The organism is Pseudomonas sp. LRP2-20, from assembly GCF_024349685.1.
GTDB lineage: Bacteria > Pseudomonadota > Gammaproteobacteria > Pseudomonadales > Pseudomonadaceae > Aquipseudomonas.
In genome coordinates, this window is sequence record NZ_AP025944.1 from 3,598,294 (window position 1) to 3,613,671 (window position 15,378).

Sequence of the window (15,378 nt, forward strand, 5' to 3'; positions counted from 1 at the left end):
CGTTACTCCTTGGCTTGATCTTCGTTCATGCGCCAAACCAGCATGGCGACGGAAGCGTTCATGCGAAACAGCGGGTCGTCGACGGACTGCCCGCTCAGTTGTTCGATGCGTTGAATGCGCTGGTTGATAGTATTGCGGTGCAGGCCCAGGCGCTGGGCCGCCTTGAACCCGTTGCCGTTTTCCTTGAGCAGGGCATCGAGGGTGTGCACCAGCACGTGGGGCTGCTTGCGCCCGGGGGTGATCAGCGGGCCGAGGGTCTGGGCGACGAATTCGTCGATCAGCGACCGCTCGGTGATACCTTGCAGCAGGCGTAGCACACCCAGCTCGCTGAAGTCGCAGAAGCCGTTGGCCGGGTGCAGCTGCTGCGCCACCTCAAGGGCCTGGCGCGCCTCGCTGAGCGCCTGACGGTAATGCCCGCAATCGCCGGCCAGGCTCGACAGGCCCATGTACAGGGCCAGCTCCCCGGCTACCGCGCTCAACTGCCGGTGCAACGCGGCCAGGGTCACCGGCAGGTCGGCGCCATCGGCCAGCAACAGCACCTGCAGGTCACCCGGCAACTGCGCCGTCACCGTCCCCGGCCGCTCGCGGCACCAGGCTTCGAGCTGGTCTTCCAGTGCCTGCCGGATAGCTTGCCAGAGGCGCTCGCCCTGGGCCAGGCCATGGCGCTCGAACAACTGCTCAACATGCAACAGGCGCAGCGCCACCACCCGGCGCGGCTCATCCAGGGTCAGCTCAAGGTGCGCCGCACGTTGGCGAGCGATGGCCAGGCTTGGATAGTCGCCACTGAGCAACTGGCCGAGGATGTCGTTGCGCGACCGACGCACCTGGCTCATCTGGACCAGGGCCGTGCCGATCAGGTGGGTCACCACCACCATCTTCAGGGCGTAAGGCTGCTCGATCAGCGGCAGCCCCAGTTGCTCGGCGCGGGCGACCACGGCGGGCGGGATGGCCTGGATGAAGGAGCCGCCGGTGAGGATCACCATCCCGGCAATCCCCACGGCCTCGCCGTCTTCGACCAGGCTCAGCAGGTTGGCCTCGCCACGCGGGTGGTTGATGCCGGTGACGAACACCAGTTCACCGCCCATCACCCACTCGGCGATGCCTTCGTTCTCCGCCACGTAGGGCCAGCGCACCCGCCGCTGCAGGTTGCGCGCACCAGCACGCACGGTCATTTCCTGCAGGCCCGGCAGGTTCAGGATCTCGTCCAGCGCCAGGCTCACGGCTCGATGCCCGCCTGGCCCAGCGCGCGGCGCCGGCCACTGAGTTCGAGCATGACGATGTAGCACAGGGCCGAGGCGCCAATGCCCACCAGCGGCGCGACCCAAGGCGAGGCGTAAGCCAGCACCGCACCCAGCGCGTAGGCGCCCAGCCCCATGAGGTTGTAGCGCGGCAACTGCACCGAAGCCAGGGCTGGGTATTTGCCACGGTGGCGGTACCAGAAGTCGGCCATGATCACCCCGCCCACCGGCGGAATGATCGAGCCCAGCAGCACCAGGAACGGGATCAGCATTTCATACATGCCACCGATCGCCAGCACGATGCCCACCGCCGCCGCCACCAGCGTGGCAGTGCGTCGACGCTCGCTGCGCAGCAGGTGGCAGGCGGCTGCCGAGACGTTGTAGATGGTCGGCCCCTGGATGGTCCAGAGGTTCAGGCAGAGCATCACCACCGCCGCGAACGACAGGCCTTGGAGCATCATCACTTCGACGATGTCGGCCTGCTGGTAGACCATCGCGCACCAGGCCCCGGCCACCACCATCAGGCCGTTGCCGAGCAGGAAGGCGACGATGCTGGCTACCACCGCCACCCGCCCGCTGCGCGACAGGCGGGTCCAGTTGGTGGCCTGGGTGGCGCCACTGGCGAAGGTGCCGAAGACCATGGTCACTGCGGCCGAGAAGGTCATGGTTTCATGCGGCACCACCGCTGCCAGGCCGGCAAAGCCACCGGCATCGGCGGTAGCGATGTACATCGATATCAGCAGCAGCACGAACATCAGCGGCACCGACACCCGCGACAGCAGGTCCAGGCCCTTGAAGCCAATGATCGCGGTGATGCTGAAGCCCAGGCCAAACAGTACCATCAACGGTACCGTGTAGCCGCCCGCCAGGCCCAGCAGCTTGACCAGCACGATCGCCACGGTCGCGGTGCCCCAGGCGTACCAGCCCAGTTCGGCGAAGCCCAGGATGAAGTCGGACAGCCGGCTGCCCGCCTCGCCGAAACAGAAGCGCCCCATCAGTACGGTGTTCAGCCCGCTGCGCGAGGCGATGAAGGCCAACGCCGCGGCATACAGCGCCAGCAGCGTGTTGCCGATGGCGGCAACCCACAGCATGTCGACAAAGGTGAAAGCCATGCCCAGCTTGCCGCCAGCGAACATGGTGCCGGTGAAGAAGGTAAAGCTGAACAGCACCATGGCAATGGGCAGCAGCCCCTTGCGCGATGATTGGGGGGCTTCGCAAAGCGGGAATTCGGTAGGTGAGCTCATGGCACGGTGCTCCGGGTTGTCGTTGCGACAGCAGGGAGCAATATGCGGGCCGCTTTTGCCAACCGCGGAAAACGGGAAATTTGCAGGCAATCGGCACAACCATCCCTGTTCAATCTGCACACCATTATGCCGATTCAGCGAAACAAACCTGTGCTTCAAGACCTGTTTTGAGGCGGGTACGCACCAAAGCGGAACAGCGCTGGGTAGTTTTCACCCAGCCGGCCGCTGCGCGTGCTCCTGCCATCATTCGCTGGCGTTGACGTCCACCTCTTTCCAGCTGTCATCCGGGTCGAAGCGCTTCATGGCTTTGGCAATCTTGTCGCCCTGCGGCCCCAGGTCCTTCTCGAACACCTGCCCGTCATGGCTGATCATGAAGCTCATCACCCCGGTGTCGTTGTACTTCGCCGGCCAGGCGACCAGGGCGAAACCTCGGCTCATCTGGTTACCGATCAGGTAGCTGTAGGCGCCGCCCGGTGCTGACGGGCCCTGGCCATCGAGGATGCGGAAGTGGTAGCCGTACCAGGCGTCACCCACCACGTCCTTGCCGAACAGCGGCCCCAGCGGGCTGATCTCGCCGCCCTCTTCGTCCGCCCAGAACAGGCCGTCGTGCTTGCCGGGGGTGCTGAAGATCTGCTGGGCGTATTCCAGCGCGCCGTTACCGTTGCGGTCTTGCGAGGCGTAGTCCATCTGCGCGTCGTGATAGGCAAGCACCGACTGCAAGGCCGCCAGTTCGTTGCGGCCGATGCGCCGGGCGCGGATTTCGGCGCTGCCGGCCTTGAGGTCGAAGCGCCAGCCGTTGGCGGCCTTGGTCAGCGGAATGGGCAAGGTCCAGTGTTCGGGGCCCACCGCCAGGATGGCCTTGTTGTCGCCCTGCTGGTCGATCTGATGCTGGGCCTTGTACTGCTCCAGGAAGGCATCGACGTCGCTGCGCTGCACGCCTTCGCGTGGAATGTAGGTGCGCCAGTCATCCCCCAGCAACTGCGCCAGGCGGGCTTCGTCGGCGTGCTCGACGCCCAGCGCCTGGACGAACGATTCGACCGCCTTTTCCGGGGTCGGGAATGCTTCCTGGGCAGCGGCCAGGTTGGCCCAGGCCATGCCCAGGCCGATCAGCCATGCAGCAATAGTGGTCTTGTTGTTCATCGACGGCCACCTCCCCCACCACGCCGTGCCGGCGCACTGGGCCGGGATATCTGATGCCCGGCCGCACGCGAGGCGCTGGGCCGCTGGGCGAACGACTGACTGGTGCGGCCGCGGCTGGCCTGCGCCGTGGTACGCGACGGTGACCGTACGCCGTCGAAGGCATTGTTGCGGGCCCGGCCTGCCGTGTTGCCCGGGCGGTTCTGCGCAACCTGACGGGCCTGGCCTTCACCCTGCCGGCGCTGGTTGACCTGGTTGCGCGCCTGCGGGTTGTCGCGGGTGTTGTCGCGCGTGGTGCGTGGTTCTGTGCGGCGATCAGCAGGGCGCGCGTTGTTGTTGGCACCTTGCATGCGGTTGGCCACGCCGCCTTCGGCCCGGGCCTGGCGTGCACTGTCGCGGGCTTCGCGGTTGCTGGTGGCCGGGCGCTCGATGCCCGCCCGGTCCATCGAGCTGCGGGCGCGATCACGGGCCTGGGCACGCTGGGCATCATCGCCACGGAACGCGGCGCGCTGGTTGGCCCCGTCTAGCTGGCGGCCATATTGTTGACGGCTGCGGTTGTCACGGTAAGGCACACCATCGCGGTGCACGGGGTTGTGCTGCCACTTGTTCTGGTTGTTGGTGATGCGGTTGTTGCCGTTGATGTTGTTGTAGCGATTGACGTCTATATCAACATCGCCGTTGTTCCAGTCGCAATCGCCCCACACCGAATCAATGATCGCCACGCCAGCGCCGAACGCCAGCCCGGCCATCAGCGCGGTGCCCGCGTAGTACATCGGCGACGGCGGGTAGTACACCGGCGGTGAGGCAGGATAGGCCCAGGTGCCGTAGGTGGTGGTCGGGTTGTAGGTGGGCACGTACACCACCTGCGGGTCGGCCGGCTGAATGATGATGGTGCTGGTCGACGAGCTGCTGGCGGGCGCCTGCTGCGACCCGTCCGAGCTGGCCGCAGCCGGCGCCGCTGCAGGCGCGGCCTGCACCGTGACGTTCTGGTACTGGTTGCTGGTCAGGTTGCCGGCCGCCTGGGCCTGGTGGCGCAGGCGCTGGACACCGGCCATCACGTCATCGGGTTGTGCCAGGAAGGCATCACCCAGGCGCTGGACCCAGACGGGGTCCTGACCGAGCACCACCAGCACTTGCGGGAACGCCACCAACGATTGCACGCTCGGGTCCCAGGTCTGGTTCGCCACCTGCTTGACCGCGTCATCGCCCTGGGCCTTGGGATTGGCCTTTGACCAGGCCACCGCTTCGGTCACCTCCCCTGGGTAGGTCGACGCCATCAGCACCTGGGCCAGCAGCGGATCGGGATACAAGGCGATCGGCGCGAGCATCTGGTCGAGCTGCTCCTGGTTGAACACTGCCTGCTTGGCTTCGGCAGGTGCCGGGTCGGGGGCCGGCAGGTCTTCTGCCAGTGCCAGGCTGGTAACTCCGTTAAGGCACAACACTATCGACATGACGCATAACAATGGCATGCGCATCGCAGTTCCCCATCTGGCCATACCGCGTGAAGAAAGTGCATTGCAACCCGGGCAGTCGCTGCCGTGCGGTAAGGGTAGCAAAGGCACCATTTTCGACCACTGATGTGCAGTGGTTTTCCACGCACTAATGGCAACTACGCTTACTGCCTTTAAATCTAAATCGCCTATCGAAACGGAACTGTACTTAATCTGCCCTGAACGCTTTGCGCCAATAAACTTCATCCAGCAGGAGGCCTGACCATGGCAACTTCAAGAGCCTGTCGTTTTTGCGTGGCCGTACTGTTGTGCGCCACCACATTGCAGGGTTGGGCGGCGGTTACCGACCGCGCCGAACGGCGCCAGCAAGCCCGCGAAGTGCGCCAGGAAACCCGCCAAGGCGCGCGTCAGACCAAACAGGACTGCCGCCACGCCGACCAGAAGAGCAACGCCGGTTGCCGTCAGGACAAACGCCACACCAAACAGCAAGGCCGTGAACGTGCCAGGGACATCAAGTACTGACCCTGCATCAGCCACCCAGGGCGATGATGGCCAGGATCAGCGCGACCCCAACCAGCGTCATGATCACGCCAGTGAGTACCCCGCGCCCTCCCGAGTAACGCGCCAACAGCCAGCCGGCCAGGAACAGCATGGCCAAGGCGACCAGGTTCGAGACCCGAATGGCGGTGCCTGTGTGGGCGATCAGCAGAAACGGTATGACCAGCGGGAACGTCGCCAGCACCACCAGCAGAAAGGTCGCCAGTGCCGCCTTGAAGTCCTGCAGGCCGAGCCGCGCGGGCATTGGTTGCTGGCCGTTGCGCATCAGGTGGACCCTGAGCAGCTCCAGGCCATTCTCATCCACCACTTCGCCAATGCGCGCCGGCAGTGCGTCGGCAATCAGCTGGCGCCCTTCGTGCCCGTTCTCGTCAGCCAGCAGCCGGGCCAGCAAGGTGCGGCTGCGGGTACGTTCGGTCCAGGTGCGCAGCAGGTAGATCACCGCATCGGCCAAGCCCCAGGCCAGGTTGCAGCCAAAAGCCGCAATCAGCATCAGGCGGGCGTCGTCCCGTCCGGCCGTGGCCACGCTCAGCGAGCCGGTGAAGGTGGTGGCCATCAACAGGCCGAACATCACTTCGGTAATCCGATCGATGGGTTCCAGTGCACGTTCACTCATACGCGGCCCCTTGGGGTTGGTCTGAACTAACGGATGCCCTGTTTCAAACGCGCGTGTTGCGCATTCCAGTACTTCAGCGTTTGCGTCGGCAACAGATGAGGCGCATCGACCCGCTCTGCCAGTTTGCTGGCAAAGTCTTGTGCTGCGTCCTGAGTGATAAAGGTGAACGTCATGCCACAGGCATGCACCCACCAGCTTGGCCGTCCCTGCACGCTGGTCTGTTCGATCAGGAAGTTCATGTTGCGCTCCTGCGGGCAGGTACAGCGCCACGGCAATGTTTTTCCAGCGTAGCGCAACGGTGCACGTGCTCAACTAACCATTCATTATCAGGGACCGTTTGAAATTCACTTTGCATCTACCGGGGCTCGCCCCTCGCCAGATGCATGGGAGCAACTCCAAGAGGAAATCGGCCAGCCGCTGCAGCGCCAAGGCAGGGGCTCGGTAGTGGTACGCCTCAGCGCGCGATTCTCGACCTGGGGAGGTTCAGCCAACGGCTGCAGGAAAGGGCAATTAACTAGTCGAAAATTCCTACGGTGTTTTAGGAAGAGCTCAACTCCTCTGAGAATTGATTCCTCGTTAGTGTTCGGACTCATCTTGATCGAGCCTGAAAGCTGATAGCCGTGCTGACCTGCAATTCAACAGTGTCAGCCGGCAAGAGAGGATCATCCATGAGTTTCAGTCAAAACGTTGCCAACCTGATCGCCGAAACCGACTTCCTCCTCACCCCCTGCAAAGCCTGCCAGCGCCAGGGCCTGCCCATCCTCCCCCTGCGCCGCGCCGTGGTCCCCGATACCCGCCCCGGCAGCGACCCCGCCACGCAAACCCGGATGGGCCTGCGCACCTTGCGCCATGGCTACCTCTATGTGCTGCTCGACCAGCGTATCTGGCACGCCTACGAAGTCACCGCGCAGGGCCACCTGCGCCGTTTCAATCCCTATGAGCCGAACCTGGGGCCACCACCGTCGCTGCCCGAGCGCTGCGTGCATGAGGACCACGACATCCCGTCGTCCTTCCTCAACATCGATACCGATACCTACGGCACGGCCTGGCTGGCTTTCTCCAGCGATCCCTGGCCGGTCACCGTGCTGCAGGCTTACAAGTACGGCCTGTACCCGGCGCAGCGCTTCGAGGGCCTGGACCTGATCCTGGCGCGCAAACACCCCGAGTTGCAGGGCCTGGCCATGACCCCGGACAACCTGCAGGTCGACCGCCAAGTGTTCGAATACGCCCAGCAACTGAACGGTCCGTTCGACAGTGCCCATGGCTTTCACAGCCGCTTTTTACGCAAGACCGCGCTGCGCGGTTACCTGGTCAACGCCATGGCCCGCCACCAGTTGGAAAACGGCGTGCTGGCGGTGGTGCTCGAGGACACCGTCGGTCTGATCCAGGAGTACAACCACCAGCGCCTGAACTGGGTGGTCAAACGCCAAGCCTGGCGCGAGGACCCACTGCGCGCCTATCAGCTGCAGACGTCGCAGATCCTGCAGATCATTCGTGCCACTCAGCGTGAATGGGCGGCGCAAGAAGTACCGACGTTCGAACCACAGACAGGCGACGGGCCGCCGGTGTTCACCGATCCCGAGGTGGAGCGCCAGCGCATAGTCGAAATGCGCCAGCGCGAGAGCGATGAAAAACTTGAAGAGCGCTATGACGAACCCCGGCGCGCGGCATTCCAGGCCGAATACGACCAAGAGGAGTCCCGCTTCCAGGCCTTCATCGACCGGCATGCCGCCACCTACGCGGAACTCTGCGAGAGCGCAGCCTTCGCCCTGATCGAACAGCACGACTACGATGGCCGGGACCGTGAATCGGGCATCGCCTACAGCAAGACCATGGCCGCCTGCCTGGCCGGCGGCATCACCGAGGCGCCTTCCAGCAACCCTGAGCCAGCTCTCGGTACCAGCGAAGCGCTGTGGCTGAAATGGCTGCAAGACCCCAACAGCCCACCCTACCGCGCCCTGCTGCTGCGCGACGCGCCCTTGATGGCGGCACTGCTGCCAAGCTTCTCGTCGACCGAGCCGACCAACTGGAACGACAGCGAAAAGCTCTACAACGCCTTGAGCAAGCTCATCGCCAGTGATGACATCGGTTTCAAACTGCGTGACTCGCTCAAGCAAGCCATCACTGAGCTGCAGGGTGCGGTCAATGCCTCCAGCCAGCGCCTGCAAGCCCTGCTCGACCCCGGCATCCAGCAGGCCGTGCGGCACCTGAACTGCGCCAGCCTGCGGGTCTACAACGGCGTGCATCTGATCGAGCTGCAGGTGCAGATGAAGCTGGGCGAGTACTACGCCTTGCAAAGTGCGCACTTGAGAAAAATGCAGAACAGCGCCAGCGAGAAACTGGCCAAGGCGCGGGCAGAGATGATGCCGGACCTCGAAGACGTGAAGGCCGGTATTTTCAGGCAAGCAAGCAAGGTGAAACCGATCATCCAGACCGGTTTGCTGAGCCTTGCCGTGCTCGACCCGAAAATCGCACATCAGGTGATCCCGGTCAGCGTCTGGGTCGAAGGCACGGCGCATGACCTGCACGAGCGGTTGGCCAGGGAAGTGAAGCTGAACGTCAACCAGTTGAATGATGCCACCAAGATGACATTGGTGGACATCACAGTCGCGGCGGGGACGCTGGAGCTGGATGCGCGAAAGACCTTGAATGGCATGAAAATCAGTGCGGGCCAAGCAACGCAGTTGGTACGTGACAGTTTTACGGGGCTGCGAGGAACGGGAAAAGGCTGGGAGTTGCTGCTGTCCCTGGGCGGGCTGTACTTACTGAACGATAGCCTTGGCAAGAACCTGAAAAAAGCGGAAGAAGCGATGGGGCCAAAGGCCGATGAAGCCATGCTGGCGCTGTATGGGGCCAAGCTGGGAATTATCGGTGGCGGCATAGAGCTGGTTGGGCTTCTGATGCCGCGCAAGGCAAGCACAAACAATCAAATGTCTCTTGGTCGCAGTATAGCCAGAGTTGGCGGTGTACTTAACGCCGCTGCCGGCATCTTTGAGGCCGCGCAAGCAAGGACTGCATATAGCCGCACTGACAAAGCTGAAGATGAAAAAGCTGCCAGAAATTACTATCTCGCTTCTGCAGCTAGTTTCATTTCCACTATCGCAGCGGTCGCGGGGGTTTTCAGCCCCTTGGCTCTAAAATTCATAGGAATCTCCATCATTTCAAGCTTCGCCGCATACATATTTAACAAGATGGCCGAAGAAAATGAATCAACTGCCTTGGAAGTATGGGCCAGGCGTTGTTATTTCGGCCTTGCCGATGAAGCACCTCGCATACACTGGAACTCTCCAAACCACGCAGACATCGCGCTTGCAGCGTTAAATGCAGTAACACTCGGCATAACAGGCGGCGTTAAATTCGACACTGTCATTGCAAACGAGCTCAGCAACACCAAAATTGGAGTACCCATCGGCTTGCAGAGCTTTTTGAGGTTCCGGGTAACACTCCCCCATTTCAACAGTTCATCCGTTGGTTATCAATGGATACTCCTGATCCATAGGCATGGCGACGGCACCCCTCCCCATTACACTGGTGGCGAAGTGATCACGACGCAAGAACACTTCCCTCCAACACTTACGCCCGCCGCCTCAAAGAGGGTATCGATAAAGCCCTCAAAATCGAACAACAAAGCCGATTACATACCTGAAAGCTTGACAATTACAGATAGCCAACAATCTCTTCAGATCGAAAATAGCCAGTCGACAAAAACCTTTACGGGACAGCTAGAGTTAACCCAAGACGCAGGCAGGCACAATATCATGTCAGCCTCTTTGACTATCACCTACTGGCCGGACCGTAGTATTCCTGAAGCCTACGCCGAACTCACATACCAGGAGAACAACTAATGGAAAAGCGTGATCGCGGCCTAGGTTGGAAATACGACTTACCCGCCCCTAATACTGAAACAACCATTAATCCTAGGCTTAAGACGCCGCCTCATGCTTTAACGCACATGAATGAAAATTACACCGAGGTATCCCGAGTCACTTTAAAACTCAGAGGAGTCTGGATTTTCGCCGGAGCAGCCATATTAATCATGGCTCTGACCGGCCCATTCAACCTATATAGCTACTTCCAAACCAAACTAAGCCCAGCAGAGCTAAAAGAACTCCCTCTATATGTTTTCTTTCACGCCCTATTCTTCTGCTTCCTCACTCCTTACATTCGAATGGAATTTAGCCTTCCTAAAAGTGAACCCATCCGTTTCAATCGGCAGCGCCGAAAGGTCTATTTCTATCAGTACAGGTTCAACCTCCTGAACCCATTCGGCAAAAAAGGCTGGGGCGTGATACCAGTGGCTTACGACTGGGATGACCTCACCCTCGAGGCTTACCGGATTTATGCCCCCGGTTACGGCGGGATCAAGGAAGAAGTGAAAATCTCAATCTGCAAACCTGGCACCAACGAAATAATCGACCGCGTGTTCTTTACCGACGACATAGAGGCAGGCGAGCACTACTGGGCCATCGTCAGGCTTTTCATGCAACAAGGCCCTGACGCAATTCCAGATTTCCTTCACCCCACCACAAACAAAGATGAGATCCCGGATTCCAACCTTGGAAAGAAAGCAGTTTTTCGCAATCCGTTCGACCGCCTCGCCCCCGAAGTCCAATGGCCCGCCGAAATGGATCGGGAGTCCCGCACAGCCCCCGCCCCTGAAGAACAGCGGTAAAACCTGTGATTATCGTCGACCATTCTTGAACCTGCCCAATCCACGGCGAAAGCGTCGTGGAAGCTGACTTTCCCGGATTGCGGTGGAGGGGCGGTCGTTGCTGTCCAACGCCGAGTGTCGCAATGAGTGGGGCTCATCGGTAACGTTACGCATCAACTCGCGATCCATTGACCTGGAGAGGTTTAATCAAAGGCCTAGGAAAAGGCAATTATCTGGTCGAAAATTCCTACAGTGTTTTAGGAAGAGCTCAACTCCTCTGAGAATTGATTCCTCGTTAGTGTTCAGACTCATCTTGATCGAGCCTGAAAGCTGATAGCCGTGCTGACCTGCAATTCAACAGTGTCAGCCGGCAAGAGAGGATCATCCATGAGTTTCAGTCAAAACGTTGCCAACCTGATCGCCGAAACCGACTTCCTCCTCACCCCCTGCAAAGCCTGCCAGCGCCAGGGCCTGCCCATCCTCCCCCTGCGCCGTGCCGTGGTCCCCGATACCCGCCCCGGCAGCGACCCCGCCACGCAAACCCGGATGGGCCTGCGCACCTTGCGCCATGGCTACCTCTATGTGCTGCTCGACCAGCGTATCTGGCACGCCTACGAAGTCACCGCGCAGGGCCACCTGCGCCGCTTCAATCCCTATGAGCCTAACCTGGGGCCACCACCGTCGCTGCCAGAGCGCTGCGTGCATGAGGACCACGACATCCCGTCGTCCTTCCTCAATGTCGACACCGACACCTACGGCACGGCCTGGCTGGCTTTCTCCAGCGATCCCTGGCCGATCACCGTGCTGCAGGCTTACAAGTACGGCCTTTACCCGGCGCAGCGCTTCGAGGGCCTGGACCTGATCCTGGCGCGCAAGCACCCCGAGTTGCAGGGCCTGGCCATGACCCCGGACAACCTGCAGGTCGACCGCCAGGTGTTCGAATACGCCCAGCAACTGAACGGCCCGTTCGACAGTGCCCATGGCTTTCACAGCCGCTTCCTGCGCAAGACCGCCCTGCGCGGTTACCTGGTCAACGCCATGGCCCGCCACCAGTTGGAAAATGGCGTGCTGGCGGTGGTGCTCGACGACACCGTCGGCCTGATCCAGGAATACAACCACCAGCGCCTGAACTGGGTGGTCAAACGCCAAGCCTGGCGCGAGGACCCACTGCGCGCCTATCAGCTGCAGACCTCGCAGATCCTGCAGATCATCCGCGCCACCCAGCGTGAGTGGGCGGCACAGAAAGTGTTCACGTTTGAGGCACAGACCGGTGACGGGCCACCGGTGTTCACCGATCCCGAAATACAGCGCCAGCCGGTGGTCGAGATGCGCCAGCAAGAAAGCGATGAGAAGCTCGAGGAACGCTATGACGAACCCCGGCGCGCGGCATTCCAGGCCGAATACGACCAAGAGGAGTCCCGCTTCCAGGCCTTCATCGACCGGCATGCCGCCACCTACGCGGAACTCTGCGAGAGCGCAGCCTTCGCCCTGATCGAACAGCACGACTACGATGGCCGGGACCGTGAATCGGGCATCGCCTACAGCAAGACCATGGCCGCCTGTCTGGCCGGCGGCATCACCGAAGCGCCCTCCACCAACCCTGAACCATCTCCACCAGCGCCCGGTACCAGCGAAGCGTTGTGGCTGAAATGGCTGCAAGACCCCAACAGCCCACCCTACCGCGCCCTGCTGCTGCGCGACGAGCCTCTGATGGCGGCACTGCTGCCAAGCTTCTCACCAACCGAGCCGACCAACTGGAACGACAGCGAAAAGCTCTATAGCGCCTTGAGCAAGTTCATCACCAGTGAAGACGCCGGCCTGAAGATGCGCGACTCGCTCAAGCAGGCTATCACCGAACTGCAGGGCGCGGTGAATGCCGCCAGCCTGCGCCTGCGAGTGCGGCTCGACCCTGGTATCCAGCAGGCCGTGCGGCACCTGAACAGTGCCAGCCAGCGGATTTACAACGGTGTGCACCTGATCGAACTGCAGGTGCAGATGAAGCTGGGTGAGTACTACGCCTTGCAGAGCGCGCACCTGCGTGAACTGCAGAACAGCGCCAGCCAGAAACTGGCCGAGGCGCGGTCGCAGATGATGCCGGACCTCGAAGACGTGAAGGCCGGCATATTCAGGCAAGCAGAAAAAGTCAAACCGATCATCCAGACCGGCCTGCTGAGCTTGGCCGTGCTCGATCCGAAAGTGGCGCACCAGGTAATCCCGGTCAGCGTTTGGGTCGAGGGCACGGCGTATGAACTGCATGAGCGATTGGCCAGAGAGGTGAAGCTCAATGTCAACCAACTGAATGATGCCGCGAAGATGGCGCTGGTGGAGATCACCGTCGCGGCAGGGACGCTGGAACTGGAAGCGCGCAAGACCCTGAATGGCATGAAAATCAGTGCTGGCCAGGCATCACAGTTGGTACGCGACAGCTTCACCGGGCTGCGAGGAACGGGAAAAGGCTGGGAGCTGTTGCTTTCACTAGGCGGGCTTTACCTGATGAGCGACAGCCTTGGCAAGAACCTGAAGAAAGCAGAAGAGGAGATTGGTTCGAAATCACCCGAAGCCTTAGTGGCATTTTATAGCTCTAGCATTGGCATCGCTGGCAATAGCATAGAATTAATCGGGCTTTTTATGCCGAACAAAGCGAGCACACCTAACAGCATCACTGTTGGCCGCACTATCGCCAGACTCGGGGCCACGATCAGCGCTGCCGCAGGCATCTTCGAGTCTATTTATTTGATAATGGCTGCAAAACGCAAATATGGTGATAGTGATGGTAAAGCTGCTTTTGGATACGGGTTCGCTGCAGCCCTGGCCATTGGCGGAGTCGCCAGTGGAATTCGAGCCATATTCAGCCCATTATTAATTGGAGCGGTAGGCGCCACCATCATTATAAGCACAATCACATATATATTTATCAAATGGGCTGAGAAGAACGAATCAACGCGACTGGAGCAATGGACCAAACGCTGCTATTTCGGAATCGCCAACGAGTCACCTCGCGTTCATTGGAGTTCACCAAACCATGCTGACATTGCCTTTGCCGAGTTAAATGCAGCCACCTTGGAACTGGATGGCGGGCTAACATTTAAAGCTGAAAGAGCAGACCCGGCAACCAGCTCAAAAATAGGAGGACTTGTTAACCTAGAAACAAAGCGCAACCTGAAATTCCAATTCACACTTCCATACTTCTCCGAAGTCACCTCCGGCTATCATTGGACACTCGTAGTTCATCGACATGGAGATGGCATGGCGCCCGACTACATCGGCGGGGAGGTAATTGCAGAGGATCGATTCTCGCCACCACCCCTGAAAACTAGAACCTCTAGATTTTCCTCAATGACCACTTCAAAAATCTCCAGAACACCTGACTACCTAGCGGACTCACTGTCAGTTAACAAGAGCCGTCGCAAAACTATTCAACGCGGAAAGGAATGCCAATTCGAGCATTTCAACGGGACAATAGAGCTTACAGCAGACATCGGAAGGCACAATATCACGGCAGCCTCACTACTAATAGCTTATTGGCCAGACCGAAATATACCGGATGCGTATGCCGAAATTGCAATTCAGGGGGAAGCATAATGAGTGAACCACATCGTGCCATTGGCTGGAAATATGACCTACCCGCCACTCATGCTCCTGGCCTCGTGGGACCGGACATAGCCAACCTTGATCCACCACCGAACCATGTCGACGAGATTTCCATCGAGATACCCAGACCCCCTATGAAGCTCAGAGGCTTTTCCCTGATAACAGGAACCCTAGCATTAACAGCAACCACGAGCATAACAGTAGCAGCAATGTATTATAATTTTTTTGTAGCCATCAGAGCCGACCTGGAATTCATAGCGCTCTTTTTGGGCGCCAACATAACGGCCACCTTGCTTTTAGCTCCTTACATCCGCATGGATATCGAACAGCCTCGCGATGAGCCGATCCGCTTTAACAGACAACGCCGAAAAGTCTATTTCTATCAATATAGAACTGACTTATTTCATCCTTTCAGCATCAAGCGCTGGGGCATAAAACCCGTTGCTTACGACTGGGATAACCTTACCGCCGAAGCCTACCGCGTTTATGCACCCATGGGCTTTGGCGGACTCATGGAGAAAGTCATGATATCCATTTGCAAACCCGGCACTGATGAAGTAATAGATCGCGTGCTCTTTGCTGACAGTATAGAAGTAGGTGAGCAATATTGGGCAATCGTGAGGCTATTCATGCAGCAGGGGCCCGAAGCACTCCCCAACTTCGTCCACTCACCTTGGGACTGGAACGAGGGCATTCATTCAAACCCTTTTGATCAACGTGCCCCCAAAGTCCAATGGCCCGCGGAAATGGATCGGGAGTCCCGCACAGCCCCCGCCCGTGAAGAACAACGGTAAACCTGTGGTACTTTCGACCACTCCCGTACCTGCGCACCCCACAGCAAAAGCCTCCTGAATGCTGGCCCCCGTGTAGACAGGGCCGCTATGCGGCCCATTAC

General features: G+C 60.0%; 11 protein-coding genes. 5 read left to right on the plus strand and 6 right to left on the minus strand.

All coding sequences use genetic code 11. The annotated features are described in order from the left end of the window. Positions 1-2: 2 nt before the first annotated feature. The 4 genes from OCX61_RS16035 to OCX61_RS16050 all read right to left on the minus strand — a co-directional run bounded on the left by OCX61_RS16035 (position 3) and on the right by OCX61_RS16050 (position 5,094). Positions 3-1,220: a PucR family transcriptional regulator gene (locus OCX61_RS16035; protein ID WP_261940387.1), complete on the minus strand. Its 1,218-nt coding sequence runs from the start codon at positions 1,218-1,220 to the stop codon at positions 3-5. After that, positions 1,217-2,482, minus strand: a complete 1,266-nt coding sequence (codB, locus tag OCX61_RS16040; protein ID WP_261940388.1) for a cytosine permease — start codon at positions 2,480-2,482, stop codon at positions 1,217-1,219. Before codB ends, OCX61_RS16035 begins: the two co-directional genes overlap by 4 nt. Before the next feature lie 243 nt (positions 2,483-2,725). After that, positions 2,726-3,622 carry a DUF2950 domain-containing protein gene (locus OCX61_RS16045; RefSeq protein WP_261940389.1) on the minus strand — a complete coding sequence of 299 codons (897 nt, stop codon included), beginning with the start codon at positions 3,620-3,622 and terminating at the stop codon, positions 2,726-2,728. Beyond that, a complete protein-coding gene (locus OCX61_RS16050) occupies positions 3,619-5,094 on the minus strand; it encodes a DUF3300 domain-containing protein (RefSeq protein ID WP_261940390.1) in 1,476 nt (491 codons plus the stop codon). Before OCX61_RS16050 ends, OCX61_RS16045 begins: the two co-directional genes overlap by 4 nt. Before the next feature lie 240 nt (positions 5,095-5,334). On the opposite strand from OCX61_RS16050, the gene OCX61_RS16055 reads away from it, so the two are divergent. Continuing rightward, a complete protein-coding gene (locus OCX61_RS16055) occupies positions 5,335-5,592 on the plus strand; it encodes a hypothetical protein (RefSeq protein WP_261940391.1) in 258 nt (85 codons plus the stop codon). 7 nt (positions 5,593-5,599) lie between these two features. On the opposite strand, the gene OCX61_RS16060 is transcribed toward OCX61_RS16055, so the two are convergent. Further along, positions 5,600-6,241, minus strand: a complete 642-nt coding sequence (locus tag OCX61_RS16060) for a VIT1/CCC1 transporter family protein (RefSeq protein ID WP_261940392.1) — start codon at positions 6,239-6,241, stop codon at positions 5,600-5,602. Between the two features lie 26 nt (positions 6,242-6,267). Continuing rightward, entirely contained in the window at positions 6,268-6,480 is a 213-nt protein-coding gene (locus OCX61_RS16065; RefSeq protein WP_261940393.1) for a hypothetical protein, read from the minus strand. A 429-nt stretch (positions 6,481-6,909) separates the two neighbouring features. Between OCX61_RS16065 and OCX61_RS16070 the strand changes: the two genes are divergently transcribed. The 4 genes from OCX61_RS16070 (at position 6,910) to OCX61_RS16085 (ending at position 15,277) form a co-directional block, all read left to right on the plus strand. Further along, positions 6,910-10,086 (plus strand): T6SS effector BTH_I2691 family protein, encoded by a 3,177-nt coding sequence (locus OCX61_RS16070; protein WP_261940394.1) that lies wholly within the window; start codon positions 6,910-6,912, stop codon positions 10,084-10,086. Beyond that, positions 10,086-10,913 carry a DUF6708 domain-containing protein gene (locus tag OCX61_RS16075; protein WP_261940395.1) on the plus strand — a complete coding sequence of 276 codons (828 nt, stop codon included), beginning with the start codon at positions 10,086-10,088 and terminating at the stop codon, positions 10,911-10,913. The genes OCX61_RS16070 and OCX61_RS16075 overlap by 1 nt, the downstream gene beginning before the upstream one ends. A gap of 366 nt (positions 10,914-11,279) precedes the next feature. Then, a complete protein-coding gene (locus tag OCX61_RS16080) occupies positions 11,280-14,474 on the plus strand; it encodes a T6SS effector BTH_I2691 family protein (RefSeq protein ID WP_261940396.1) in 3,195 nt (1,064 codons plus the stop codon). Then, positions 14,474-15,277, plus strand: a complete 804-nt coding sequence (locus OCX61_RS16085) for a DUF6708 domain-containing protein (RefSeq protein WP_261940397.1) — start codon at positions 14,474-14,476, stop codon at positions 15,275-15,277. Before OCX61_RS16080 ends, OCX61_RS16085 begins: the two co-directional genes overlap by 1 nt. Positions 15,278-15,378: the final 101 nt, after the last annotated feature.